The sequence below is a fragment of the Streptomyces sp. NPDC023157 genome (genome assembly GCF_055560575.1).
The window spans coordinates 39,100-64,022 of record NZ_JBVHIL010000005.1; the positions used below are offsets into that span (position 1 = coordinate 39,100).

26 protein-coding genes are annotated in these 24,923 nt (G+C 72.9%); 11 read left to right on the forward strand and 15 right to left on the reverse strand.

Annotated elements, in window-relative coordinates; translation table 11 throughout:
• Nucleotides 1–66: 66 nt before the first annotated feature.
• From ACZ3ZE_RS18810 to ACZ3ZE_RS18830, 5 genes are read right to left on the reverse strand one after another with little or no spacing between them, the layout of a single operon-like run.
• A complete protein-coding gene (locus tag ACZ3ZE_RS18810) occupies nucleotides 67–873 on the reverse strand; it encodes a type III pantothenate kinase (protein WP_132917744.1) in 807 nt (268 codons plus the stop codon).
• The gene (gene nadC, locus ACZ3ZE_RS18815; RefSeq protein WP_361176629.1) at nucleotides 873–1,886 is read right to left on the reverse strand and encodes a carboxylating nicotinate-nucleotide diphosphorylase; all 1,014 of its coding nucleotides are present in this window, start codon (nucleotides 1,884–1,886) and stop codon (nucleotides 873–875) included. The genes ACZ3ZE_RS18810 and nadC overlap by 1 nt, the downstream gene beginning before the upstream one ends.
• The gene (locus ACZ3ZE_RS18820) at nucleotides 1,883–3,574 is read right to left on the reverse strand and encodes an L-aspartate oxidase (RefSeq protein ID WP_467259849.1); all 1,692 of its coding nucleotides are present in this window, start codon (nucleotides 3,572–3,574) and stop codon (nucleotides 1,883–1,885) included. Before ACZ3ZE_RS18820 ends, nadC begins: the two co-directional genes overlap by 4 nt.
• Complete coding sequence (gene panC, locus ACZ3ZE_RS18825) at nucleotides 3,571–4,578, reverse strand: pantoate--beta-alanine ligase (protein ID WP_361176633.1); 1,008 nt, start codon at nucleotides 4,576–4,578, stop codon at nucleotides 3,571–3,573. The genes ACZ3ZE_RS18820 and panC overlap by 4 nt, the downstream gene beginning before the upstream one ends.
• The gene (locus ACZ3ZE_RS18830) at nucleotides 4,575–5,444 is read right to left on the reverse strand and encodes a Rossmann-like and DUF2520 domain-containing protein (protein ID WP_361176860.1); all 870 of its coding nucleotides are present in this window, start codon (nucleotides 5,442–5,444) and stop codon (nucleotides 4,575–4,577) included. The genes panC and ACZ3ZE_RS18830 overlap by 4 nt, the downstream gene beginning before the upstream one ends.
• A 206-nt stretch (nucleotides 5,445–5,650) precedes the next feature.
• Between ACZ3ZE_RS18830 and ACZ3ZE_RS18835 the strand changes: the two genes are divergently transcribed.
• A complete protein-coding gene (locus ACZ3ZE_RS18835; RefSeq protein ID WP_467259851.1) occupies nucleotides 5,651–6,826 on the forward strand; it encodes a threonine aldolase family protein in 1,176 nt (391 codons plus the stop codon).
• 24 nt (nucleotides 6,827–6,850) lie between these two features.
• Here the strand turns inward: ACZ3ZE_RS18835 and ACZ3ZE_RS18840 are convergent, their stop codons facing one another.
• On the reverse strand, nucleotides 6,851–6,985 hold the full coding sequence (locus tag ACZ3ZE_RS18840; RefSeq protein ID WP_361176637.1) for a hypothetical protein: 135 nt from the start codon (nucleotides 6,983–6,985) through the stop codon (nucleotides 6,851–6,853).
• Between the two features lie 100 nt (nucleotides 6,986–7,085).
• On the opposite strand from ACZ3ZE_RS18840, the gene ACZ3ZE_RS18845 reads away from it, so the two are divergent.
• Nucleotides 7,086–8,174, forward strand: coding sequence for a DUF5937 family protein (locus ACZ3ZE_RS18845; RefSeq protein WP_361176639.1), 1,089 nt, complete (start codon nucleotides 7,086–7,088; stop codon nucleotides 8,172–8,174).
• A gap of 52 nt (nucleotides 8,175–8,226) precedes the next feature.
• Here the strand turns inward: ACZ3ZE_RS18845 and ACZ3ZE_RS18850 are convergent, their stop codons facing one another.
• Both ACZ3ZE_RS18850 and ACZ3ZE_RS18855 read right to left on the reverse strand, forming a co-directional pair.
• Entirely contained in the window at nucleotides 8,227–8,907 is a 681-nt protein-coding gene (locus ACZ3ZE_RS18850; RefSeq protein ID WP_361176641.1) for a response regulator transcription factor, read from the reverse strand.
• A 14-nt stretch (nucleotides 8,908–8,921) separates the two neighbouring features.
• The gene (locus tag ACZ3ZE_RS18855; protein WP_361176643.1) at nucleotides 8,922–10,124 is read right to left on the reverse strand and encodes a sensor histidine kinase; all 1,203 of its coding nucleotides are present in this window, start codon (nucleotides 10,122–10,124) and stop codon (nucleotides 8,922–8,924) included.
• A 97-nt stretch (nucleotides 10,125–10,221) separates the two neighbouring features.
• Between ACZ3ZE_RS18855 and ACZ3ZE_RS18860 the strand changes: the two genes are divergently transcribed.
• Both ACZ3ZE_RS18860 and ACZ3ZE_RS18865 read left to right on the forward strand, forming a co-directional pair.
• Nucleotides 10,222–11,199 (forward strand): SAM-dependent methyltransferase, encoded by a 978-nt coding sequence (locus tag ACZ3ZE_RS18860; RefSeq protein ID WP_467259854.1) that lies wholly within the window; start codon nucleotides 10,222–10,224, stop codon nucleotides 11,197–11,199.
• Between the two features lie 58 nt (nucleotides 11,200–11,257).
• Nucleotides 11,258–12,400: an NADH-quinone oxidoreductase subunit D gene (locus ACZ3ZE_RS18865; RefSeq protein WP_361176647.1), complete on the forward strand. Its 1,143-nt coding sequence runs from the start codon at nucleotides 11,258–11,260 to the stop codon at nucleotides 12,398–12,400.
• A 27-nt stretch (nucleotides 12,401–12,427) separates the two neighbouring features.
• Here ACZ3ZE_RS18865 and ACZ3ZE_RS18870 read toward each other — a convergent pair whose 3' ends face one another.
• From ACZ3ZE_RS18870 to ACZ3ZE_RS18885, 4 genes are all read right to left on the reverse strand, one after another.
• Nucleotides 12,428–13,489: a hypothetical protein gene (locus tag ACZ3ZE_RS18870; protein WP_467259857.1), complete on the reverse strand. Its 1,062-nt coding sequence runs from the start codon at nucleotides 13,487–13,489 to the stop codon at nucleotides 12,428–12,430.
• 130 nt (nucleotides 13,490–13,619) lie between these two features.
• Nucleotides 13,620–14,612, reverse strand: a complete 993-nt coding sequence (locus ACZ3ZE_RS18875; RefSeq protein ID WP_363293296.1) for an ABC transporter substrate-binding protein — start codon at nucleotides 14,610–14,612, stop codon at nucleotides 13,620–13,622.
• Nucleotides 14,613–14,643: 31 nt separating this feature from the next.
• Complete coding sequence (locus ACZ3ZE_RS18880) at nucleotides 14,644–15,297, reverse strand: ABC transporter permease (RefSeq protein ID WP_361176652.1); 654 nt, start codon at nucleotides 15,295–15,297, stop codon at nucleotides 14,644–14,646.
• Between the two features lies 1 nt (nucleotide 15,298).
• Nucleotides 15,299–15,988, reverse strand: a complete 690-nt coding sequence (locus tag ACZ3ZE_RS18885; protein ID WP_361620782.1) for an ABC transporter permease — start codon at nucleotides 15,986–15,988, stop codon at nucleotides 15,299–15,301.
• A gap of 139 nt (nucleotides 15,989–16,127) precedes the next feature.
• Between ACZ3ZE_RS18885 and ACZ3ZE_RS18890 the strand changes: the two genes are divergently transcribed.
• A complete protein-coding gene (locus ACZ3ZE_RS18890) occupies nucleotides 16,128–17,096 on the forward strand; it encodes an ABC transporter ATP-binding protein (RefSeq protein WP_361620783.1) in 969 nt (322 codons plus the stop codon).
• Here the strand turns inward: ACZ3ZE_RS18890 and ACZ3ZE_RS18895 are convergent.
• Nucleotides 17,083–18,195 (reverse strand): alpha/beta hydrolase, encoded by a 1,113-nt coding sequence (locus ACZ3ZE_RS18895; protein WP_361620784.1) that lies wholly within the window; start codon nucleotides 18,193–18,195, stop codon nucleotides 17,083–17,085. The two genes, ACZ3ZE_RS18890 and ACZ3ZE_RS18895, sit on opposite strands and share 14 nt — an antisense overlap.
• A gap of 170 nt (nucleotides 18,196–18,365) precedes the next feature.
• On the opposite strand from ACZ3ZE_RS18895, the gene ACZ3ZE_RS18900 reads away from it, so the two are divergent.
• From ACZ3ZE_RS18900 to ACZ3ZE_RS18925, 6 genes are all read left to right on the forward strand, one after another.
• The gene (locus tag ACZ3ZE_RS18900) at nucleotides 18,366–20,207 is read left to right on the forward strand and encodes a phosphatidylglycerol lysyltransferase domain-containing protein (RefSeq protein WP_361176660.1); all 1,842 of its coding nucleotides are present in this window, start codon (nucleotides 18,366–18,368) and stop codon (nucleotides 20,205–20,207) included.
• A 28-nt stretch (nucleotides 20,208–20,235) separates the two neighbouring features.
• Nucleotides 20,236–21,096 (forward strand): dihydropteroate synthase, encoded by an 861-nt coding sequence (gene folP / locus ACZ3ZE_RS18905; RefSeq protein WP_361176662.1) that lies wholly within the window; start codon nucleotides 20,236–20,238, stop codon nucleotides 21,094–21,096.
• On the forward strand, nucleotides 21,093–21,575 hold the full coding sequence (locus ACZ3ZE_RS18910) for a nuclear transport factor 2 family protein (protein WP_361176664.1): 483 nt from the start codon (nucleotides 21,093–21,095) through the stop codon (nucleotides 21,573–21,575). Before folP ends, ACZ3ZE_RS18910 begins: the two co-directional genes overlap by 4 nt.
• A 133-nt stretch (nucleotides 21,576–21,708) precedes the next feature.
• Entirely contained in the window at nucleotides 21,709–22,068 is a 360-nt protein-coding gene (gene folB / locus ACZ3ZE_RS18915; RefSeq protein ID WP_361176666.1) for a dihydroneopterin aldolase, read from the forward strand.
• Complete coding sequence (folK, locus tag ACZ3ZE_RS18920; protein WP_361176668.1) at nucleotides 22,065–22,664, forward strand: 2-amino-4-hydroxy-6-hydroxymethyldihydropteridine diphosphokinase; 600 nt, start codon at nucleotides 22,065–22,067, stop codon at nucleotides 22,662–22,664. Before folB ends, folK begins: the two co-directional genes overlap by 4 nt.
• Before the next feature lie 49 nt (nucleotides 22,665–22,713).
• The gene (locus ACZ3ZE_RS18925; protein ID WP_361176670.1) at nucleotides 22,714–23,202 is read left to right on the forward strand and encodes a DUF3180 domain-containing protein; all 489 of its coding nucleotides are present in this window, start codon (nucleotides 22,714–22,716) and stop codon (nucleotides 23,200–23,202) included.
• Between the two features lie 3 nt (nucleotides 23,203–23,205).
• Here ACZ3ZE_RS18925 and ACZ3ZE_RS18930 read toward each other — a convergent pair whose 3' ends face one another.
• A complete protein-coding gene (locus ACZ3ZE_RS18930) occupies nucleotides 23,206–24,198 on the reverse strand; it encodes a hypothetical protein (RefSeq protein WP_467259860.1) in 993 nt (330 codons plus the stop codon).
• A gap of 71 nt (nucleotides 24,199–24,269) precedes the next feature.
• Complete coding sequence (gene folE / locus ACZ3ZE_RS18935; protein ID WP_361176674.1) at nucleotides 24,270–24,875, reverse strand: GTP cyclohydrolase I FolE; 606 nt, start codon at nucleotides 24,873–24,875, stop codon at nucleotides 24,270–24,272.
• Nucleotides 24,876–24,923: the final 48 nt, after the last annotated feature.

Genomic DNA, 24,923 nt, shown 5'->3' on the forward strand with positions numbered 1-24,923 from the left:
ATACGCGCTAATCGGACAAATCTCCCGCTTTTCGATCTTCCCGGCGGGTCGGTCCCGCCGGGAGGATCAGAGCCGCGAGACGTTGCGCTCGTACACCAGCCGCAGGCCGATCAGGGTCAGCCACGGCTCGTGGGCGGCGATCTCCTTGGAGTCGGCGAGCACCATCGGCGCGAGGCCGCCGGTGGCGATCACGTTGACCTTGGAGGGGTCCCCGTCCGGGCCGGCCAGCTCGCGCCGCATCCGCCCGACGACACCGTCGACCTGGCCCGCGTACCCGAAGACGATGCCCGACTGCATGGCCTCGACCGTGTTCTTGCCGATCACGCTGCGCGGCCGGGCCAGCTCGATCTTGCGGAGCATGGCGCCCTTGACGCCCAGCGCCTCCACCGAGATCTCTATGCCCGGGGCGATGGCGCCGCCCGCGTACTCGCCGCGCGCGGTGACCGCGTCGTACGTCGTCGCCGTGCCGAAGTCGACGACGATCGCCGGGCCGCCGTACAGCTCGACGGCCGCGACCGCGTTGATGACCCGGTCGGCGCCGACCTCCTTCGGGTTGTCCGTGAGGACCGGGACGCCCGTCTTGACGCCCGGCTCCACCAGGACCGCGGGGACGTCCCCGTAGTAGCGGCGCGTCACCTCGCGCAGCTCGTGCAGCACCGAGGGGACGGTCGCGCAGATCGCGATCCCCCCGATGCCGTCGCTCAGCTCGACGCCGAGCAGCGGATGCATGCCCATCAGGCCCTGCAGCAGGACCGCCCACTCGTCGGCGGTGCGGCGCGGGTCCGTGGAGATGCGCCAGTGCTCCACGATCTCGTCGCCGTCGAAGAGGCCGAGGACCGTCTGGGTGTTGCCGACGTCGATCGTGAGCAGCATCAGACGGCCGCCTCACGCAGGTCGAGACCGATGTCGAGGATCGGGGACGAGTGGGTGAGGCCGCCCACCGCCAGGTAGTCCACACCGGTGGCCGCGTACGCCGCCGCGTTCTCCAGGGTGAGGCGGCCCGAGGACTCCAGGACGGCCCGCCCGGCGACCAGCGCCACGGCCTCCTCGGTCTCGCCCGGGGTGAAGTTGTCCAGCAGGATCAGGTCGGCGCCCGCGTCCAGGACCTCGCGGACCTGGTGCATCGTGTCGACCTCGACCTCGATCGGGAGCTCCGGGAACAGCTCGCGCACGGCCTTGAAGGCCTCCGCGACGCCCCCGGCCGCCACCACGTGGTTGTCCTTCACCAGGGCCGCGTCCGACAGCGACATGCGGTGGTTGACGCCGCCGCCGCAGCGCACCGCGTACTTCTCCAGGGCGCGCAGGCCCGGGGTCGTCTTGCGGGTGTCGCGGACCTTGGCCCGGGTGCCCTCCAGGGCGTCCGCCCAGGCGCGGGTGGCGGTGGCGATGCCGGACAGGCGGCACAGGATGTTCAGCGCGCTGCGCTCGCCGGTGAGCAGGTCACGGGTGCGGGCGGTGACGCTCAGCAGCTTGTCGCCGGCCTCGACCCGCTCGCCGTCCTCGACGTGCCGCTCGACCTCGAACTCGTCGGTGCACACGATCGACAGCACCGCCTCGGCCACCCGCAGACCGGCCACGACACCGGCCTCGCGGGCGGTGAAGTCGCCGGTCGCGACGGCGTCCTCGGGGACGGTCGCCACGGTCGTCACGTCCACGCCGCCGTCGAGGTCCTCGGCGATGGCCAGGTGCGCGATGTCCTCGACCTGGACCGGGTCGAGCCCCGCGTCGGCGAGCAGCTCGGCGAGCGCCGGGTCGAGCCCGCACTCGAACTCCTCCGCCTCGCCGCAGCCGCAGCCGTCGCCGCAGCCACCGCTCTCGGCGGGCGCGTTGATCTGGATGAGGGGGACGTCCACGGGCTGCGGACGTGCTTCTTCGGGCGTGCTCACGGCTGCGGCTCCCTGGTTGCGTCGGGGGTTACGGGCGGAAAGTCTGCGGTGGCGGTACGGCGGACCACCAGCCGGCGGTCGGACGTCAGGCGTACGACCAGGTGACGGCGCCAGTGCGCGTCGTCCCGGTCGGGCCGGTCCTCGCGCCAGTGGCAGCCGCGGGTCTCCTCGCGCTCCTGCGCGGCGGCCACCAGGACCCGGGCGACGCACAGCAGGTTGGTGGTCTCCCAGGAGTCGACGCCGGGCTCGGCCGCCTTGCGCTCCCCCTCGGCGTCCAGCCGCAGCCCTTCGAGGGCGTCGGCCGCGTCGGAGAGGCTCTGGGCGGACCGCAGCACGCCCGCGCCCTCGGTCATGGTCCGCTGGATGTCCCGGCGGACCTCGGGGCCGAGCAGGGTCAGCACCGTGGAGCCGTCCTCGACGACCGGCACGCCCTCGCGGTGCGGGCCGTGCGCGATGACGTCGTCGGCGATCCGCTCGGCGAAGACCAGGCCCTCCAGGAGCGAGTTCGACGCGAGCCGGTTGGCACCGTGCACGCCCGTGCAGGCGACCTCGCCGCACGCGTACAGGCCCGGCACCGTCGTCCGGCCGTGCAGGTCGGTGCGGACGCCGCCGGAGGCGTAGTGGGCGGCCGGGGCGACCGGGATCGGCTCGGTGACCGGGTCGATGCCGTGCGCCCGGCAGGCGGCCAGGATCGTCGGGAAGCGCTGCTCCCACATCTCGGCGCCGAAGTGGCGGGCGTCGAGGTACATGTGCGCGGCGCCCTGCTCCAGCATCCGGCGCGTGATCGCCTTGGCGACGATGTCCCGGGGCGCCAGCTCGGCCAGCTCGTGCTGCCCCAGCATGAAGCGCACCCCGTCGGCGTCGACGAGGTGGGCGCCCTCGCCGCGTACCGCCTCGGAGACCAGCGGCTGCTGGCCCTCCGAGCCGACGCCCAGGAACAGCACCGTCGGGTGGAACTGCACGAACTCCAGGTCGGAGATCTCCGCGCCCGCGCGCAGCGCCAGCGCGACGCCGTCGCCGGTGGAGACCGGCGGGTTGGTGGTGGCGGAGAAGACCTGGCCCATGCCGCCGGTGGCGAGCACCACGGCGGGGGCGCGGACGGCGCCGACGCCGTCGTGCTGCCCCTCGCCCATCACGTGCAGGGTCACGCCCGCCGTCCGGCCCTCGGCGTCCTTCAGGAGGTCCAGGACGAGCGCGTGCTCGATGGTGCGCACGCCCCGGTCGCGTATCGCCTCGACCAGGGCGCGGGAGATCTCGGCGCCGGTCGCGTCGCCGCCGGCGTGCGCGATCCGGCGGCGGTGGTGGCCGCCCTCGCGGGTCAGCGCGATCTCGCCGGCCTCCGTGCGGTCGAAGTCGGCGCCCGTCGCGATCAGCCGGCGCACCGCGCCGGGGCCCTCGGTGACCAGGGCCCGCACGGCCTGCGCGTCGCAGAGCCCGGCGCCCGCCACCAGGGTGTCGTCCAGGTGCTGCTCGGGGGTGTCGCCGTCGCCGAGGGCGGCGGCGATGCCGCCCTGGGCCCAGCGGGTCGAGCCGTCGTCGAGCAGGGCCTTGGTGACGACGACCGTGCTCAGCCCGGCGGCGGTGCAGCGCAGGGCCGCGGTCAGGCCGGCGACACCGGAGCCGACCACGACGACGTCGGCGTCGATGGACCAGCCGGGGGCGGGCGCCTGTAGCCGTATTCCGTTCACTTCACGGCTCCGAAGGTGAGGGGGATGTTGTCGATGAGGCGCGTGTTCCCCACCCGCGCGGCGACGGCGAGGATGGCCTCCCCGTCGTGGCCGTCCTCGACCTCGGTGAAGTCGGCCGGGTCGACCAGGGCGAGGTAGTCCAGGGTGAGCGGCGGCTCGGCCCGCGCCGCGTCGTCCAGGAAGCCCTGGGCGGCGCACCGCACGGCCTCGGCGCCCCCGCCCTCGGCCGCCTGGGCGACCGCGTGGGCGTCGGCGGCGGCCCGGGCCTCGCCGATCCGGGACAGCGCCTGGGCGCGGGCGTCGCCCCGGCCCTGGGCCCCCGGCAGCGCCTCGGCGCGGGCGCGCAGCGCCTCCTGGGCGGCGAGCCGGTCGCGGGCGGCGAACAGCGCGCGGGACAGCGCGAGGGCCGTGTGCCGCTCCTCGGCCGACAGGTAGCGGTTGCGGCTGGACAGGGCGAGGCCGTCGGACTCGCGGACGGTCGGCACGCCGACGATCTCGACGGGGAAGTTCAGGTCGCGGACCATGCGGCGGATCAGGGCCAGCTGCTGGGCGTCCTTCTGGCCGAAGAAGGCCAGGTCGGGGCCGGTGAGGTGGAGCAGCTTGGCGACGACGGTGAGCATGCCGTCGAAGTGGCCGGGCCGGGAGGCGCCTTCGAGGCGCTCGCCCATGGGCCCCGCGGTGATCCGCACCTGCGGCTCGCCGCCCGGGTAGACCTCGTCGACCGCCGGGGCGAAGACGGCGTCGGCGCCGGCCGTCTCGGCGAGCGCCAGGTCGGCGTCGAGGGTGCGCGGATAGCGCTCCAGGTCCTCGCCCGCGCCGAACTGGAGCGGGTTGACGAAGACGGTGACGACGACGGTGCCGTCGGCCCCGACCCGCTCCCTGGCCGCCCGCACCAGGCTCGCGTGGCCCTCGTGGAGGGCCCCCATGGTCATGACGACGGCCCGCTGCCCGGCGCCCTTCAGCGCCCGCAGCTCCCCGCCCGTACGCACCAGGGTGAAGGTCATCGGTGGTCATCCCCCTCGGCGAGCACGCCCAGCAGGTCCTCGGCCAGCTCGGGCTTGAGCAGTCCGTGCGCGAGCGCCCGGTCGGCGGTCGCGCGGGCCATCGCGAGATAGCCGGCGACGGTGCCGGGCGCGTGCTTGTGCAGCTCGGCGACGTGCGCCGCGACCGTCCCGGCGTCGCCGCGGGCGACCGGCCCGGTCAGGGCGGCGTCGCCGGACCGCAACGCGTTGTCCAGGGCGGCGCCGAGCAGCGGGCCGAGCATCCGGTCGGGCGCGGAGACCCCGGCCGCCCGGAGCAGCTCCATGGCCTGGGCGACCAGGGTGACCAGGTGGTTCGCGCCGAGGGCGAGGGCCGCGTGGTACAGCGGCCGGTTCTCCTCGGCGATCCACTCGGGCTCGCCGCCCATCTCGATGACCAGCGCCTCGGCGGCGAGCCGCAGCTGGTCGGGGGCGGTGACGCCGAACGAGCAGCCGGCCAGCCGCTGGACGTCCACGGAGGTGCCGGTGAAGGTCATGGCGGGGTGCAGGGCGAGCGGCAGCGCGCCGGCCCGGCGGGCGGGGTCGAGCACGTGGACGCCGTACCGCCCGGAGGTGTGCACGATCAGCTGGCCCGGCCGGATCGCCCCGGTGTCGGCGAGCCCCTCGACGAGCCCCGGCAGGGCGTCGTCGGGGACGGTGAGGAGCACCAGGTCCGCGAGGGCGAGGACCCGGGCGGGCTCCACGACGGGCACGTCGGGCAGCAGGACGGAGGCCCGGCGGCGGGACGCGTCGGAGACCGCCGAGACGGCGACGGGCCGGTGTCCGGCGAGCTGCAGCGCGGCGGCGAGGACGGGTCCCACCCGTCCCGCTCCCACGACGCCGACGGTCAGCCGGGCGGGCCGGTCCTCGGCCCGGTCGGCGTGCTGACCGGGTTGCCGGGCTGCTGCTGCACGCTCTGGTGGTGCGTTCACGATCGGGGCGGCCTTCCGTTCCAGTCCGCGGGGGGTACCGGACGATTTCTGGTCATGCTACGCCAGCGTTTCGCGCGGACCCGTGGCTGTCCACAGGGTGTGGGTGGCGGTGTGATGATCTGCTCATGGAGACAGACCGCGAGACCCACACCGGCGTCCCGGACGCCACCGAGGACGAGACGACCGCCCTGCGCCGGGCCCTGCGCGAGGCCCCCCGCAAGCTGTGGGACGCCTCCCCCGACGGCACGGTCGCCGCGCGCCTGCGCGAGCTGGCCGACTGGGCGGAGACCAGCCCGCACGCGGACGCCCCGCTGGACGTGTACGGCGACGGCGTCGTCGCCGAGGTCGAGGACCGGGTCGCCCGCGCGCTGGGCTTCCCCGCCGCGGCCTTCTTCCCCACCGGGACGATGGCCCAGCAGGTGACCCTGCGCTGCTGGGCCGGACGGACCGCCAACCCGGTGGTGGCCCTCCACCCGCTCGCCCACCCCGAGGTCCACGAGGACCAGGCCTTCACGACGGTCGGCGCGCTGCGCACCACCCACCCCACGGGCGCCCCCCGGCTGCCGACGGCGGACGAGGTACGGGACCACCCGGAGCCCTTCGGGACGCTGATGCTGGAGCTCCCGCTGCGGGACGCCGGCTTCGTGCTGCCCACCTGGGACGAGCTGGCCGCCGTGGTCGAGGCGGCCCGCGAGCGGGACGCCGTGGTCCACTTCGACGGCGCCCGGATCTGGGAGACGCCGACGCGGTTCGGCCGCGAGCTCCCCGAGATCGCGGGGCTGGCCGACAGCGTCTACGTGTCCTTCTACAAGTCGCTCGGCGGCATGTCGGGCGCCGCCGTCGCCGGCCCCGAGGACCTGATCGCCGAGGCCCGCCTGTGGCGCCACCGGTACGGCGGCGACGTCTTCCAGCAGTACCCGGCCGCGATGTCGGCCCTGCGCGGCCTGGAGACGGAGCTGCCCCGGCTGCCCGCGTACGTGGCCCACGCCCGGATGGTGGCGACCGTGCTGCGGGAGGTCTTCGAGGAGGCGGGCGAAGGCTGGTTCCGCGTCCACCCGGAGCCGCCGCACACCCACCAGTTCCAGGTCTGGCTCCCGTACGCCCCCGAAGCCCTCACGGCGGCCTCGCTGGCCCTGGCGGAGCGGGGCACGGCCCTGTTCCGCCGCTGGTTCCCGGGCCCGGCGGGCGGCCCGCCCGGCGTGTCGACGACCGAGGTGACGATCAGCGCGCCCGGCCTGGAGTGGACGGCGGAGGACGTACGGACGGCCGCCCGCGACTTCCTGGCGAAGCTGAACCGGTAGGCCCCTGCCGCTGCGGCAGGGGGCCTACCCCCGCCGCAGCAGCCGCCGCAGGACCGCCCGCAGCACGGCCAGGTCATGCGTCCCGGGCTGCGGCGGCGCGGGCTCCCTGCGCTGGGCGGCCCGGTAGCTGTCGAAGAGGTACTGGTGAAGGGCGTTCATGGGCTCACCGTGCGCCCGGGCCGCCCGCCACCGCCCGCCGATTGACGCCCCTGGTCAAATGGCGGGACAGCACCCCCACCCGCCCGCGCACCATAGGGGGGTGAGCGTGACGATCGACATCACCGGACTGCCGCACGAGCGGATCGCCTTCTGCCCCTCGCCCCTGGCCGAGCTGGGCAACGCCCTGCACGCCCTGGCCGAGCCGGCCCACCACGCGAGGCTGCACGCCTGGACGACGACGACCTCCGCCGGGCTCAAGCCCGAGCTGGCGGACCGGCTCCACGAGGCCGACTTCATGTGGCGGTCCACCCGCTCCGACTTCCTGCTGCCCGCGCAGCCGCGCGAGACGCTCCAGGAGGAGCTGGACGACCTCGACCGCCTGGACGACGAGAAGTTCGTGGGCGCCGCCCTGGAGATCTCGTGCAGCAGCCGCTACACCCAGGGCATCCCGTCCCCGCTGGTCGACGAGCAGAGCCGCCGCCGCGCCCTCGACCTGGCCGCCGCGCGGGGCCCGCGCCAGGCCGCGTTCGTGGAGCGGATGCTGGCCGAGCCCACCACGGTCCGCGCCTGGATACGGCGCCTCCTGGAGGACTGCGACGACGCGTTCTTCGCCGACACCTGGCGGCGCGTCCGCGTGCAGCTCGCCGCCGACGCCCGCCACAAGACGGAGCTGCTGCGCCGCAAGGGCCTCGCGGAGGCGCTGACGGCGGCCTCCCCGGCGCTCGGCCTGGAGGAGGGCCCGCGGGGCAGCAGGATCGTCGTGGACAAGCTGGTGCACGGCAGGACGGAGGCCCGGGGCACCGGGGTGACGCTGGTGCCGACGGCCTTCGGCTGGCCGCACCTGTTCGCGACGAGCGCGCCCGGCTGGCAGCCGGTCATCCAGTACCCGGCCGCCACCCGGGACGTCGGCGGCGTCGAGCCGACCGAGACGGTCAAGGCGCGCCTGGAGGCGATCGCCCACCCGATGCGGATGCGGCTGTGCCGGAACCTGGCGCGCGGCCCGTACTCGACGAGCGAGCTGGCCGACGCGTACGGCATCACGGCGCCGGAGGTCTCCCGCCACCTCTCCGTCCTGAAGAAGGCGGGCCTGCTGACGACCCAGCGCCGGGGCCGCTACGTCCTGCACCAGCTGGACTTCTCGGTGGTGGCCAGGCTGGGCAGCGACTTCCTGGAGTCGGTCCTGCGCTGAGCGGCGCGGGTCCCGGCCGGCGCGGGTCCCGCACCGAGCGGCGCGAGGCCGCTCAGAGGGCCCCGCCGCCGGCCCGGACCAGACCGGTCTCGTACGCGAGGACGACGACCTGCACCCGGTCGCGCAGGTCCAGCTTGGTGAGGATCCGCCCCACGTGGGTCTTCACCGTCGCCTCGGACAGCACGAGCCGCGCCGCGATCTCGCCGTTGGACAGCCCCTGGGCGACCAGGAGCATGACCTCGCGCTCGCGGTCGGTGAGCCGGTCGAGGCCGCTGGCGGCGGCGCGGCTCTCCCGCCCGGTGGACGGCAGCATCGGCGAGAAGCGGTCGAGGAGCCGCCGGGTGGTGGAGGGGGCGACGACCGCGTCGCCGCTGTGCACGGACCGGATGGCGGCGAGCAGCTCGGCCGGCGGCACGTCCTTCAGCATGAAGCCGCTGGCGCCCGCCTTGAGCCCGGAGAACGCGTACTCGTCCAGGTCGAAGGTGGTGAGGATCAGCACCTTGGGCGCGTCGGCCTGGGAGCAGATCCGCCGGGTGGCCTCCACCCCGTCCAGCTTGGGCATGCGCACGTCCATCAGCACGACGTCGACCTCGGCTCCCCGCAACACCTCCAGGGCCTCCACGCCGTCGCCCGCCTCGGCCACGACCTCCATGTCCGGCTGGGCGGCGAGCACCATGCGGAAGCCGGTGCGCAGCAGCACCTGGTCGTCGACGAGCATCACGCGGATGGACATGCTGTTCCTTCGGGTCAGTGAGCGGGCTTGAGCGGAAGCAGGGCACTGATGCGGAAGCCTCCGCCGGGGCGCGGCCCCGCGTCCAGGGTGCCGCCCACCATGCCGACCCGCTCCCGCATGCCGATCAGGCCGTGGCCGCGCCCGTCGGCGCCGCCGTCCTCGTACATCTCCTGCGGCGCGCCCCGCCCGTCGTCCTCGACGAGCAGTCCGAGCCCGTCGTCGAAGTAGACCAGGCGGACGCTGGCGCCGACGTCGGGGCCGCCGTGCTTGCGGCTGTTGGTGAGCGCTTCCTGGACGATCCGGTACGCGGTGAGCTCGACGCCGCTGGGCAGCGGGCGCGGGGTGCCCTCGACCTTGAAGTCGACGGCGAGGCCGGCCCCGCGGACCTGCTCGACGAGGTCCTCGATCTGCCGGACGTCCGGCTGGGGGACGTACTCCCCGGCCTCCTGGTGCTCGCCCGTGCGCAGGATGCCAAGGAGCCGCCGCATCTCGGCGAGGGCCTGGCGGCCGGTGCCGGCGATGGTCTCCAGGGCCTGCTTGGCGGTCTCGGGCGAGGAGTCCATGACGTACGCGGCGCCGTCGGCCTGGACGACCATGACGGACACGTTGTGGGCGACGACGTCGTGCAGCTCGCGGGCGATCCGGGCGCGCTCGGCGGCGACGGCGACCTTGGCCTGGGCCTCGCGTTCCTTCTCCAGGCGGGTGGCCCGTTCCTCCAGCTGCGCGAAGTAGGCGCGGCGGGTGCGCAGGGAGTCGCCGAGCACCCAGGCGAGGGCGAACGGCACGGTCATGATGATCGTGAAGAAGACGGTGGCGGCGGAGGACCGGGACTCCTCCAGCGGCCAGCGCAGCTGGGAGAGGGTCGCGGCGGCGAGGCCGCCGGCCAGGGCGAGCCGGGACGCCCAGCGGGGCCCGTCGTGCGCGGCGACCGTGTAGATGATCACGAGCATGGCGAAGTCGGCCATGAACGGGACGATCCCGAAGGCGAGCTGGGCCAGGCCGAGGAGGACCGTGAGGACCAGCATCTTCTCGGGTGCGCGCCGGCGCAGGGCGATGACCAGCGAGTAGAGCGCGCCGACGGCGAGATACCCGGCGACGTTGGTGCCCGCCGGGGAGCCGGAGCCCACCCACAGCAAGGAGAACCCGAAGAGGACGACGGCCCAGAAGGTGTCGACGCCCGTCGGGTGTCTGCGGATGAAGTCGTAGAGGCGCTGCACGTGACCCAGCGTAGGGAAAGGCGACAGGTGCACGGGTCAACCGTGGGGTCGATCCTTCCCGTGAGGCCCGTACTCCCCAAGGTGGAGACTGGGGCACGTGACGGATGAGACGTGTCAGTGGCAGGGGTGGCGTGAGGCCGCGGAACGGGCGCTGTACGGGCCCGGGGGCTTCTTCCTGCGCCCGGAGGGACCCGCCGGGCACTTCCGTACGTCGGTGCACGCCTCGCCGCTCTTCGCGGGCGCCGTGGCCCGGCTGCTCGCCCGCGTGGCCGGGGAACTCGGCACGGACGAGCTCGCGCTCGTGGACGTGGGCGCGGGGCGGGGCGAACTGCTGACGGGAGTGCTGGCCGCGCTCCCGCCGGGGCTGCGGGTGCGCCCGTACGGGGTGGAGCGCGCCGCCCGGCCGGCGGGCCTCGACCCGCGGATCGTGTGGACGGACCGGGTGCCGGACGGGGAGCGGGGGCTGCTCTTCGCCAACGAGTGGCTGGACAACGTGCCGGTGGACGTGGCGCAGGCCGACGAGGACGGCGCCGTCCGCCGGGTCGAGGTGCGGGCGGACGGCACGGAGCGGCTGGGCGCGGTGGTGACCGGGCCGGACGCGGAGTGGCTGGAGCGGTGGTGGCCGCTGCGGGAGCCCGGGGAGCGGGCGGAGATCGGGCGCCCGCGCGACGAGGCGTGGGCGGGGGCGGTGGGGGCGCTCGCCGCGGGGACGGCGGTGGCCGTCGACTACGCGCACCTGCGGGACGCCCGCCCGCCCTTCGGGACGCTCGCCGCGTTCCGGGAGGGGCGGGAGGTGGCGCCCGTACCGGACGGGAGCCGTGATCTGACCGCGCACGTGGCGCTGGACGCGTGCGCGGCGGCGGTGCCCGGTCCCGCGGCCTCGATCGTCACGCAGCGGGAGGCGCTGCGGGAGCTCGGGGTGAGCGGCGACCGGCCGCCGCTGGCGCTCGCGTCGAGCGACCCGGCCGGGTACGTACGGGCCCTCGCGGCGGCGGGCGAGGCGGCGGAGCTCACCGCGCCCGGGGGCCTCGGCGACTTCCTCTGGCTGCTCCAGCGGGTGCCCGGCGGCGCGTGACGGTCCGCTGCGGGCGCCCGGCCCGGGGCGGCCGCCGGTCGGGGGGATACTGGTCCGCATGACGGAGACGACGGTCGGTATCGGGGGCGCGGCGGAGAGCACCGACATGGTGCTGAACATCGGGCCGCAGCATCCCTCCACCCATGGCGTGCTCCGCCTGAAGCTGGTCCTCGACGGCGAAGTGGTGCGCGAGGCCGAGCCCGTGGTCGGGTACATGCACCGCGGCGCCGAGAAGCTGTTCGAGGCGCGGGACTACCGGCAGATCATCATGCTGGCCAACCGGCACGACTGGCTCTCCGCGTTCTCCAACGAGCTCGGCGTCGTCATGGCCGTCGAGCGGATGCTGGGCATGGAGGTCCCGGAGCGGGCCGTCTGGACCCGCACCCTGCTCGCCGAGCTGAACCGGGTCCTGAACCACCTGATGTTCCTCGGCTCGTACCCCCTCGAACTGGGCGGCATCACCCCCGTCTTCCACGCCTTCCGCGAGCGCGAGGAGCTCCAGGCCGTCATGGAGGAGGTCTCCGGCGGCCGGATGCACTACATGTTCAACCGGGTCGGCGGCCTCAAGGAGGACCTCCCGGCCGGCTGGCTGGGCCGGGCACGCCAGGCCGTCGCGGACGTGCGCTCCCGGATGGACGTCTACGACCGGCTGGTCCTCGGCAACGAGATCTTCCGGGGCCGGACCCGCGGCGTCGGAGTGCTGTCGCAGGAGGCCGTGCACGCGTACGGGGTGTCCGGGCCGATCGCCCGCGCCTCGGGCGTCGACTTCGACCTGCGCCGGGACGAGCCGTACCTCGGGTACGGGGAACTCCAGGACGTCCTGCGGGTGGTGACCCGCACGGAGGGCGACTGCCTGGCCCGCTTCGAGTGCCTCCTCGACCAGACGCACAACGCGCTGGAGCTCGCCGACGCCTGCCTCGACCGGATCGAGGACCTGCCGCGGGGGCCGATCAACCAGCGGCTGCCGAAGGTCCTCAAGGCGCCGGAGGGGCACACGTACGCCTGGACCGAGAACCCGCTCGGCATCAACGGCTACTACCTGGTCTCCAAGGGCGAGAAGACCCCGTACCGGCTCAAGCTGCGCTCGGCGTCGTACAACAACATCCAGGCGCTGACCGAGCTGCTGCCGGGGACGCTGGTCGCCGACATGGTGGCGATCCTGGGCTCGCTCTTCTTCGTCGTGGGCGACATCGACAAGTAGGGCGCGCGGGGCGCGGGGCGGACTCCGTCAGGAGTTGACCGCTCCGCGCAGCACCGCCACGTCGATCTGCTCGGTCTCGTCGTGCGCGGTCAGGTCGATGACCTGGCCGATGGCCCGCTGCTCCGGGGTGCGCTGCGTGACGGCCGCGAGGACCTCCTCGCCCACGACGTCCGCGAGGTCGGCGTGCTGCACGGCCTCGATCGCGGCGGCGGCCTTCTGCGTGCCGAAGTAGTCGAAGCCGCCCGCGGGACGCGGGACGGGACGACGGGCGGCGTACGGGACGATCGCGGCGGCGGCGGGCACGTGCCGCATCGCGGGGGCCTTGGTGTGCTCGTCGGACGCGGGGGCGGTGGGAGTGGCGACCTGGGTGTCCGCCGCGGTGGCCGCGTCGGCCTCGGGAGCCGTCTCGGGCTCGGTCTCGGGCTTCGTCTCGGCGACGGTCTCGTCCAGGGCCGTGACCTCGTCCGGGGCCGCGGCCTCGCCGTCGGCCTTCGTCTCGGGAGCCGTCTCGGCCTCCGCCTCGTCCGTGTGCTCGCCCCGCGCTTCGAGGTTGCGCAGTGCCTCCGCCGCCCTGCGGTAGGCGTCCGGGGTCGGGGTGGAGCCGCCGGCGGGCAGGGCCTTCGTCTCGGGGACGGTCGCCTCCAGGGCGAGCACGCGGCGGCCTTCCAGGGCGCTGGCGCGCTCGGTCTCGGCGGTGGCGTAGCGGCGCAGGAGTTCGGCGTGCTCGGTGCGGAGCCCGGCGAGCTCGACCCGCTTGGCGCGCAGCTTGGCGTCGAGGCGGGCGCGCAGCTCGCGCGACTCCTCCAGGTCGGACTCCAGCTCGGCGACGCGCTCGTCGTGCTTCCACTGGTCCGCCGTGCGGGCGCGGTTCAGTTCGGCGACCGTGCGGCCGGCGCCCTGGTCCCAACTGCGCATGAGGACGGCGCCGGTGACGGCGGCGGCCGCCGCGGCGGCCACGAGCAGCCGGAGCACCAGCGGGTCGCCGAGCAGCCAGGCGCCCGCGGCACAGACGACCGACGCCCCGGCGACCGCCGAGGGCGGCAGGAGCTTGTGCAGGGGCTGGGAATGGCGGTGGCGTCCACGTGGCATGGCCTGAAATTTACCGTGCGTAGGCACCGTATGGGGCGTCACCCCGGCAATCTCTTGGCGAGTTCTCGCCGTCGTGGGGCGGACCGGAGCGATTCCGGAGGGAATCGCTCCGATTTCCCTCGTGCCGTGCCTACTTCTTGAGCAGCCCCTTCGACTCCAGATAGGTCTTCGCCACGTCCTCCGGCTTCGCCCGCTCGGCGTCGACCTTGCGGTTCAGTTCGGCGAGATCCGCCGTCGTCAGCACCTTGGTCAGCTTGTCGAGAGCGGCGGCGATCTCGGGAGATCCGGCGTCCTTGGCATTGACCACGGGCAGCACGTTGTCCGCGTTCTGCAGCTTCCTGTCGTCCTCCAGGAAGACCAGTCCGAAGGATTCGACGGTCGCGTCCGTCGTGGTGGTGAGGACCAGTTGGTCCACCCCGTCCTTGACCGCCTGCTTGGCCTGCGGAGTGCCGACGCCCTTGGGGTCGACGCCGGTGACGTCGATCCCGTACGTCTTCTTCAGACCCGGCGCGCAGAACGGGCGGATCTCGCATTCGTCACCGGCCGCGATCTTCACCTTCAGCTTGGCGCGGCCGAGGTCGGAAAGGGTCTTCAGCTTGTTCTTCTCGGCGAATTCCCTGCTCACCGCGAACGCGTTCTGGTCGACGGCCTCGCCGACGGCGAGCACCTTCAGTCCGCGCGGCTCGGCCAGCTTCCTCAGCGCCGCCGTGGTGGCGGCCGGGTCACCGGAGGCGACCGGCTTCTCCTCGGGCGCCTTCGGCCCGTTCACCTTGGCGTTGAGGAATTCCGCGAGCGTCGCCGCGTATTCCGGCACGACGTCGATCTCGCCCTTCTCCAGGGAGGGCTCGTACAGCTCGCGGTTCTTCACCGTGGTGACGCTCGCGTCGTATCCGGCGGCGTCGAGCACCTGGGCGTACAGCTCGCCGAGGACCTTCGCCTCGGTGAACGCGGCCGCGCCGACGACCAGGGAGCCCTTGGCCCCGCCGCCGCCCGCCGAGGCGCCGCCGCCGGCCTGCGACTTCTCCAGGCTGTCGCCGCCGCACGCGGCCAGCGACACCGTCAGCGCCGCCGTGCCGAGTACCGCACCCGCGATACGCGAGGTCCTGCTCACAAGATCACCCATCCCAGTCGTTTGTCCGTCACCGACGCGTCCGTCACCGGCGCAGCAGCCGGTCCGCGGCCACCAGCAGCGCCTCCACCAGGAGCGCGAGCAGGGCCACGAGCACGGCGCCGGCGACCACCTGCGGCGTGTTGTACGTGTTGAATCCGGCGGTGATGATCCGCCCGAGGCCGCCCTGGCCGACCATCGCGGCGATGGTCGCGGTGGCGACCACCTGCACGGCGGCCGAGCGCAGACCCGTCATCAGCATCGGGCGGGCCAGAGGAAGTTCGACCCCGCGGAAGAGCTGCCCGCCGGACATGCCCATCCCGCGGGCGGCCTCGACCACCGCGCGGTCCACCTCGCGCACGCCCACGTACGCGTGGGTGAGCAGCGGCGGTATCGCGAAGAGCACGAGCGCGATGACCGTCGGCACGTAGCCGGCGTTGCGCAGCGGCGAGACCATGAAGAGGGCCAGGACGGCGAAGACGGGGATCGCCCGGCCCACGTTGGAGAGGTTGACGGCGAGCGTGCCGCCCTTGCCGAGGTGCCCGAGCCACAGGCCCAGGGGCAGTGCCACGGCGCAGGCGAGGAGCAGCGCGGCCCCGCTCACGTACAGGTGCTCGGCGAGCCGGTGCCAGACGCCGCTCTCGCCCGACCAGTTGGCGCCGGTGGTCAGCCAGGACCAGGCGTCCGCGACGACCCCCATCTCAGGCACCCCCCGCCTGCTCGGCCCGTATCCGGCTCCAGGGCGTCAGGAGCCGCTGGAGGCCGAGGAGCAGCAGGTCGGCGGCGACGGCGAGGAGCACGCACAGCACGGAGGCGGTGAGCACCTGGGCCTTGAAGAAGGTGGGCAGCGCGTCCTCGATCAGGTTGCCGAGGCCGCCGCGGCCGACGATGGAGCCGACCGTGGTGAGCGCGATCGTGGAGACCGTCGCCATCCGGATGCCGGCCATCAACGCGGGCAGCGCGAGCGGGAGTTCGACCTCCCACAGCAGCCGGCCCGGGCCGTACCCCATGCCGCGCGCGGCCTCCTTGGTCTCGGCGGGCACGGCCGCGAGGCCGGCCAGGACGCCGCGCACCAGGATGGTCAGTGAGTAGAGCACCAGGCCCGTGACGACCAGCGCCGAGGAGAGCCCGAGGACGGGCAGCAGCAGCGAGAACATCGCGAGCGACGGGACCGTGTAGAGCAGGGTGGTGAGACCGAGGACGGCTCCGGCCAGCCGGGGCCGGGCCCGCACGAGCAGGGCGAGCGGGAAGGCGACCGCGATCCCGAGGAGCACCGACACCGCGGTGATTCCCACATGCTGGACGGTGGCGTCGGTCAGCTCCTGGGAACGGGTGCGCAGATACTCCCCGCAGATCCAGTCGTTCGTCACCAGGCAGTTCGCCGCGGCCATGCGCACCCCCCTCCCACGCGCCTCACGAACATCTGTCCGGCGACCCTAACCCCCGCCACTGACAATCACCGAGGAGCGCCACAATGTGGAAATACTTCCTTCACACAACGCGGGCCGCGAAGGGTCAGAATGGGGAACCATGATCCGGTTCGAGCAGGTGACCAAGCGGTACGCGGACGGCACCCTCGCCGTCGACGACCTCTCCTTCGAGGTCGCCGAGGGGGAGCTGGTGACCCTCGTCGGCCCGTCCGGCTGTGGCAAGACGACCACCATGAAGATGGTCAACCGGCTCGTCGAGCCCACCGAGGGGCGGGTCCTGCTCGGCGGTGAGGACGTCGCCGCCGTCGACCCCGTACGGCTGCGCCGCACCATCGGGTACGTCATCCAGCAGGTCGGCCTCTTCCCGCACCGGACCGTCCTCGACAACACGGCCACCGTGCCCGCGCTGCTCGGCTGGAAGAAGGCCCGGGCCCGCGAACGCGCCGCCGAACTCCTCGACCTGGTCGGCCTCGACCCCGCCGTCCACGGGCACCGCTACCCCGAACAGCTCTCCGGCGGCCAGCGCCAGCGGGTCGGGGTGGCCCGCGCGCTCGCCGCCGACCCGCCCGTCCTGCTGATGGACGAGCCGTTCGGCGCCGTCGACCCGGTGGTCCGCGAGCGGCTCCAGACCGAGTTCCTGAACCTCCAGGCGACCGTCCGCAAGACGGTGCTGCTCGTCACCCACGACCTGGAGGAGGCCGTCCGGCTCGGCGACCGCATCGCCGTCTACGGACAGGGCCGCATCGAACAGTTCGACACCCCGGCCACCGTCCTCGGCGCCCCCGCCACCCCGTACGTCGCCGACTTCGTCGGCGCGGACCGCGGCCTCAAGCGGCTCGCCGTCACCCCGGTCACCGAGGCGGACCTGGAACCCGCCGCGGACGGTGCCGTCCCCACGCTCCCCCTGGGCGGCTCCCTCAAGGACGCCCTCGCGCTGCTCCTCCAGCACGACGCCGGCCGGATCGCCGTGCACGCCCCCGGAGACCCGGGCCGGGTCCTCGGCTCGCTCACCACGGCCGGTGTGCACCGGGCCCTGCGCCGGGCCCGGCCGGAGCTCAGCTCGCGCTGAGCTTCCCGCTCATCCAGACCAGGCCCGGCGGGATCTCGCGGTTCCACGTGTTGAAGTTGTGGCCGCCGCTCTCCAGCGTGATCGAGGAGACGCTCGCCGGGGCCTTCACCTTCTTGATGAAGGCCAGCGTCCCCTTGAGGTTGCCCTCGCCGTGCTTCGACGTGGTCACCAGGAAGGACGACGAGCCCTGGGGCACGTGGTCCAGGCTCCACAGCAGGTCGGCCCGCTTCTTCTCGGCCTGGTCGCCCTGGAACAGGTCGCCGGTCGTCACGTCGTCCGCCGCCCGGTAGTACGCGGAGAAGCCCGCGCCCGCGGCGAACCGGTCCGGGTGGTGCAGCACGATCTTCAGCGCGCAGTAGCCGCCGGTCGAGTTCCCCATGAAGCCCCAGTTCCGCGGCTTCGTGCCCACCCGGTAGGTCTGCGCGATCGCCTGCGGCAGGTCCTCGGCGAAGAAGGTCTCCGTCTGCGGCCCGCCCGGCACGTCCACGCACTCGGTGTCCCGGGGCGGCGCGACGGTCGGCCGCAGCATCACCAGGATCATCGGCTGCATCTTCTTCTCCTTGGCCTGCTGGAAGGCCGTCTTCGGGTACTTCAGCCCCTTCAGCAGGTTCTCCGCCGTGCCCGGGTACCCGGTCAGCACCACGGACACGGGAAAGGTCGACTTCGCGTACCGCCCCTGGAAGTACTCCGGCGGCAGGTACACGTACGCCTGCGAGTCGATCTTCGACTTCTCGCCCGCTATGACGACCTTCTGTATCTGTCCGCCGACCGAGGGACGCCCCCCGCCCGGCACGTCCATCGCCTGCGTGCCGACGACCTTCACGTCCTTGGAGCCGGCCGAGTGGTCGACCACCACGCCCATGTCCTGCTCCTGACCGAAGAGGTCCGCCCAGGAGCCGTAGAAGAGGAAGGAGTTGTTGGCGGCCAGACCGACCGAGGCGAACAGGGCCAACTGGGTGGCGAGCAGCAGCCCGACCCGCCCCAGGACCGCGCGCCAGCCGCCGCGCGCCAGCCTGGGCCACAGCCAGACCGTGGCGACGAAGAGCACCACGGCCAGCGCGACCGCCAACGCGAGAACTTTGTTGCTGGTGAGACCCATGAGACGTCCGAGCTTTCTGCCTGATTTTTCCCTGAGATTTCCCCGGCGGGGAGTGAACCCGCCCCATCGCTGCTCCGTCCTAGAAGGCGCAAACCTTCCGGTACGCCCACGATCCGCGCGGCCTACCGGATCAACGATCTCTCGCGGAGCCACGGGAAGCACGGGAAGCAATGTCTGTCACGGTAGATGGGGACAAATCCGGATCGGTTCCGGATCACGTACGCCGGATTCTGCGCGGACCCCGACCCGAAAGGGTCCCCGCGCTGATCGGCACGGCCTGCACACTGATCGGTCTGATCGACGTCGCCGCGGGAGTCTTCCCCCGGTTCCGGGCCAGCCGCATGCACGCCGTCGCGGAGATCCTGCCCGGCACCCTCGGACCGCTCTCCGCGGCCCTCTCCCTCAGCGCAGGCGTCCTCCTGCTGCTGCTCGCCCACGGCCTCAAGCGCAACAAGCGCCGCGCCTGGCGCGCCGCCGTGGTCCTGCTGCCGCTCGGCGCCCTCGCCCAGTTCGTCTGGCGCCACTCGATCACCGGAGCCCTGCTCTCCGTCGCGCTCCTCGCCCTGCTCGTACGCCACCGGGACCAGTTCGCGGCCCTCCCCGACCCCCGCAGCCGCTGGCGCGCACTCGCCAACTTCGTCCTCATGGGCGCCGGCTCCATCGCCCTCGGCCTCGTGATCGTCAGCGCCCACCCGCGCCGCGTCGTCGGCAGCCCCAGCCTCACCGACCGCCTCGAACACGTCCTGTACGGCCTCTTCGGCATCGAAGGCCCCGTCGCCTACACCGGCGACGTCGACTGGACCGTCGGCTACTCCCTCGGCGCCCTCGGCATGCTCACCGCCCTCACCACCATCTACCTCGCCTTCCGGCCCGAGCACCCCGCCGCCAGGCTCACCGAGGACGACGAGACCCGCCTGCGGGCCCTCCTCGCCCAGCACGGCGCCCGCGACTCCCTCGGCCACTTCGCCCTCCGCCGCGACAAGGGCGTCGTCTTCTCCCCCAGCGGCAAAGCCGCCGTCTGCTACCGCGTCGTCTCCGGCGTCATGCTCGCCAGCGGCGACCCCATCGGCGACGTCGAAGCCTGGCCCGGCGCCATCGAACGCTTCATGGACGAGGCCAAGGCCCACTCCTGGACCCCCGCCGTCATGGGCTGCTCCGAGACCGGCGGCCAGGTCTGGACCCGCGAGACCGGCCTCGACGCCCTCGAACTCGGCGACGAAGCCGTCGTCGACGTCGCCGACTTCTCCCTCTCCGGCCGCGCCATGCGCAACGTCCGCCAAATGGTCAAGCGCATCGAACGCAACGGCTACACCACCAAAGTGCGCCGCGTCGCCGACCTCAGCGACGGCGAACTCGCCCGCGTCCGCCGCGCCGCCGAGGACTGGCGCGGCACCGACACCGAACGCGGCTTCTCCATGGCCCTCGGCCGCATCGGCGACGCCGGCGACGGTGACGCCGTCATAGCGACCGCCCACAAAGAGGACCCCGAAGGAACCGACTCCCCCTACGGCGACCTGAAGGCGATCATCCACTTCGTGCCCTGGGGCAAGAACGGCATGTCCCTGGAGCTCATGCGCCGCGACCGCGCCGCCGACCCCGGCATGAACGAACTCCTCATCGTCGCCTCCCTCCAGGACGCCCCCCGCCTCGGCATCCAGCAGGTCTCCCTCAACTTCGCCATGTTCCGGGCCGCCCTCGCCCGCGGCGAGAAGATCGGCGCCGGCCCCGTCCTGCGCCTCTGGCGCGGCCTCCTCGTCTTCCTCTCACGCTGGTTCCAGATCGAATCGCTCTACAAGTTCAACGCCAAGTTCCAGCCCCGCTGGGAACCCCGCTTCGTCGTCTACCGCAAGAGCCGCGACCTCCCCCGCATCGGCTTCGCCGCCATGCAGGCCGAAGGCTTCGTGAACTTCACCCTCCCCCGCCCCTTCCGCCGCCGCTCCCACACCCCGACCCCCCGCCCCTGCGCCCACATCGTCGCCGCCCAGACCGAGCACGAGGTCCACGCGGCTTAAAGACGCCGCCGGGCCCTACGCTGGACGCATGAGTACGACGATCGACCGGGGCACGGCACTCGGCCTGCCGGAGTGGGACCGCTGCGCGGTCATGGGCGTGGTCAACGTGACCCCCGACTCCTTCTCCGACGGCGGCCGCTGGTTCGACACCACGGCCGCCGTCAAACACGGCCTCGACCTCGCCGCCCAAGGCGCCGACCTCATCGACGTCGGCGGCGAATCCACCCGCCCCGGCGCCAGCCGCGTCGACGCCGAGGAAGAACTCCGCCGCGTCGTCCCCGTCGTCCGCGGCCTCGCCGCCGAAGGCGTCACCGTCTCCGTCGACACCATGCGCGCCACCGTCGCCGCCCGCGCCGTCGCCGCCGGCGCCACCCTCGTCAACGACGTCAGCGGCGGCCTCGCCGACCCCGGCATGGTCGCCGCCGTCGCCGCCGCCGAAGTCCCCTTCGTCGTCATGCACTGGCGCGGCTTCAGCGACAACATGAACAGCCTCGCCGTCTACGACGACGTCGTCGACGAGGTCGTCACCGAACTCCGCACCCGCATGGAAGCCGTCATCGACGGCGGCATCGCCCCCGAACGCATCGTCCTCGACCCCGGCCTCGGCTTCGCCAAACTCGCCCCCCACGACCTGGCCCTCGTCGCCCACCTCCCCCGGCTCCGCGCCCTCGGCCGCCCCCTCCTCGTCGCCGCCTCCCGCAAACGCTTCCTCGGCCACGTCCTCGCCCACGACGGCGCCGCCCCGCCGCCCGCCCGCGAACGCGACGCCGCCACCGCCGCCGTCTCCGCCATCGCCGCCCACGAAGGCGCCTGGGCCGTCCGCGTCCACGAGGTCCGCGCCACCGCCGACGCCGTACGCGTCGCCAGAGCCGTCGAGGGAGCCGCGTGAGCCGCGCCCGCGAAGCCGACCGCGCCGCCGTCGAAGCGGCCAACACCGCCTTCTACGAAGCGATGGAACAGGGCGACTTCGACACCATCACCGACCTCTGGCTCGACGACGGCGCCACCCCCATCTCCTGCGTCCACCCCGGCTGGCCCGTCCTGTCCGGCCGCGGCGAAGTGCTCCGCTCGTACGCCCTGATCATGGCGAACACCGACTACATCCAGTTCTTCCTCACCGACGTCGAGGTCTCCCTCACCTCGGACGTGGCGGTCGTCACGTGCACCGAGAACATCCTCAGCGGCGGCCCCGCCGAGGACGGCGCCTCCCTCGGCCCCCTCGTCGGACAGCTCGTCGTCGCCACCAACGTGTTCCGCCGCACGTCGGAGGGGTGGAAGGTCTGGTCCCACCACGGCTCCCCGGTGATCCCCGAGAGCGACGACAACGACAACGACGGCACCACGGGCCCCGCCGACTCCGCCGACTGAGCCACCCCGACCGGCCGGACACCCCGGCCGCCGACCCGGCTGTCGGTGCCCGCAGGTAGATTCGTGGGTGGACACCCGGCCGTCCGCACCCGGCTGCGTGGCCACCCGTACTACGACAGCAGGAGTGATTCGCGTGGATCGTGTCGCGCTGCGCGGCCTCAAGGCCCGAGGACACCACGGCGTCTTCCCCAAGGAACGCGAGGAAGGCCAGACCTTCATCGTCGACCTCACCCTCGGCCTGGACACCCGCCCCGCCGCCGCCGGAGACGACCTGACGAAGACCGTGCACTACGGCGTCGTCGCCGAAGAGGTCGTCGACGTCGTCCAGGGCGAGCCCGTGGACCTCATCGAGACGCTCGCCGAGCGGATCGCCCAGCAGTGCCTCAAGCACGCCGGCGTCCAGGAGGTCGAGGTCGTCGTCCACAAGCCGGACGCGCCCATCACGGTCCCCTTCGACGACGTGACCGTCACCATCACCCGGAGCCGCGCATGAAGCCCCAGCACAGCGATCCGACCGTCCAGCCCGTCCCGGCGGCCGTCACCGCCGCCGTCGACGCGGCGGACGTCACCCTCTCCAACCCCAAATGGGCCGTCCTCGCCCTCGGCGCCAACCTCGGCAACCGCCTGGAGACCCTCCAGGGCACCGTCGACGCCCTGGAGGACACCCCCGGCCTGCGGGTCAAGGCCGTCTCCCCCGTCTACGAGACAGAGCCCTGGGGCGTCGACCCCGGCAGCCAGCCCACATACCTGAACGCGGTCATCCTCGTGAAGACCACCCTCCCCCCGGCCTCGCTCCTGGAGCGCGCACACGCCGTCGAGGAGGCCTTCCACCGGGTCCGCGACGAGCGCTGGGGCTCCCGCACCATCGACGTCGACATCATCACGTACGCCGACGTCCTCTCCGACGACCCCGTCCTCACCCTCCCGCACCCCCGCGCCCACCAGCGCGCCTTCGTCCTCGCGCCCTGGCACGACGTGGACCCCGAAGCCCAGCTCCCCGGCCACGGCCCGGTCGCCACCCTCCTCGCCACACTCGGCGGCGAGGGAATCACGCCGCGCACCGACCTGGAACTCCGACTCCCCGAGTAGTCGTTACGCTCGTCAGAGATCGTCGCTCCGACCACGCGAAGGACACCCGGTGAAACAACTGCGGCTCAAGGTGCTCGCCGGACTCTTCGTCGTCGCCGGCATCCTCTCCTGGGGCGCCGCCCGGCTCTGGGACGCGATCGGCACCCTCCCGAGCGTGCCGCTCGCCGCCCCCATCGTCCTGGCGGCCATCGCCGTCGTCCTCACCGCCACCGCCCTCTCGCTGCGCGCCCGCCTCAGGGCCCAGCGCGAGCGCCGCCCCGGCGCCAAGGGCGTCGAACCCCTGATGGCCGCCCGCGCGGTCGTCTTCGCCCAGGCCAGCGCCCTCGTCGCCGCCCTCGTCGCCGGCATGTACGGCGGCACGGGCGTCTTCCTCCTCGGCTCCCTCGACATCCCGGCCCGCCGCGACCAGGCCCTCTACGCCGCCTTCGCCGTCCTCGCCGGCATCGCCGTCATCGCCGCCGCCCTCTTCCTCGAACACGTCTGCAAGCTCCCGGAGGACGAGGACGACAACGGCCCGAACCGCGCGCCGGTGAGCTAGCCCCTACCAGGGCTCCCGCACCAGGTGCCCGTTCACCAGGAACGTGGGGTGCGGGGACAGCCGGTAGCTGTAGAAGGTGAAGGGCTTGGTACCGCCCGCCGGGCGGGGACGGACCTCGCGGACCTGGACCCAGGTGGACTCGGGCGGCTCGGTGGGGTGGTGCTCGGGGGCGAAGGTGTTGCGGCTCTGCCAGCGGTCCGATACGCACAGTTGTGACGCCACACTGTGCTTCGACGGGGTGAACCGGGCTCCGATGATGGGAGCGATCTCGGCGAGGAACGGGACATTGGCGCTCGTGATCATGCTCGCGGCCCAGTGCCGGAGGCGACAGCCGTCACCCTCTACGTACCCATCGAGGAACCCGCTGAAGGTTTCCATGTCACGAAGCACGACCCGTGGAAAGCGCTGCCGCATGTGGTGGGGGTCGCCTCCCACGTAGTGCCTGAGCGCGTCGGAGAGGTACGAGGACACCACGCGCACGCGGAAGCCCGCCAGGTCCCGCTTCAGGTAGCCGGAAGGCCGGCTCACCGGCTCCAGTCGCGCGGGAAGGCCCGTGCAGGCGGTCAGAGCGGTCGCGTACCGCGCCGCGAACCGTTCCTCGTTCACGACCAGCGAGACGTAGTTCTTTCCGACAGTCCCGTCGGCGCAGGTAGCACCTACGAAATAGCCGAACTCGTACCCCGCCCGGATAGCGAATCGTTCCCGGCACAGCTTCCGCGCCGGCGTCCAGGCAACCGTCGCTCCCGCCGCGTCCCTCGCGTGTGTCCACCCGTCCGGTGTGGCCAGCAGCAGATCCGGGCTCGCGACGAAGCCCATGTGGTCCGTGACCACCTCGACGGCCTGGCGAGCCTTGGCTCCCGTGACCTCCGTGACGGTGGTCCGCACGGCCCGGTCACCGTCCAGCGTCCACATCGCTGCCCCAGGCACCACGTTCTTCGCCTGAGCGCAGCCGTCGACCAGGTTCACCAGCATCTTGCTGGTCAGCCCGTACCCCATACCGGTCCCCCTTGATCAGCGATCAACTCCACTGATCGGGGACGGTATGGAGCAAGGCGGGCAGTCCGCTGCTAACGGGCCAATATCAGGGACATGGCCTCGGCGCGTGTAGTAGCGTCACGTAGTTGGCCACGTACCGCCGAGGTCGTCGTCTTCGCGCCGGGCTTGCGAATGCCGCGCACGGACATGCACATGTGCTCGGCCTCGATCACGACGATCGCGCCGCGTGCCTCAAGGATCCTCATGAGCGAATCGGCGATCTGCGTCGTCAGACGCTCCTGCACCTGCGGGCGACGGGCGAAGACATCGACCAGCCGCGCCAGCTTCGACAGCCCGGTGATCTTGCCGCTCTCTGCCGGGATGTAGCCCACGTGGGCCACGCCATGGAACGGGAGCAAATGATGTTCACAGAAGCTCACGAGCTCGATGTCCTTCACGAGGACCATTTCGTCGTGACCGAGGTCAAACGTCGTGGTCAGGACGTCTTCAGGTTCCTGCCTCATTCCCGCCAAGAGTTCCCTGTATGCACGTGCAACGCGTGCGGGCGTCTCACGCAAACCCTCGCGGTCCGGGTTCTCACCGACCGCGATGAGGAGCTCCCGTACGGCGTTCTCGGCGCGCTTCTCATCGAACTCGCCGATCGGGCCTTCGCCGTCCAGCGTCACCGGGTCGGTCATCTGTGCCTCGTTCCGTCTGTCTGAACATGACGCGAATAAGCCGCGCCC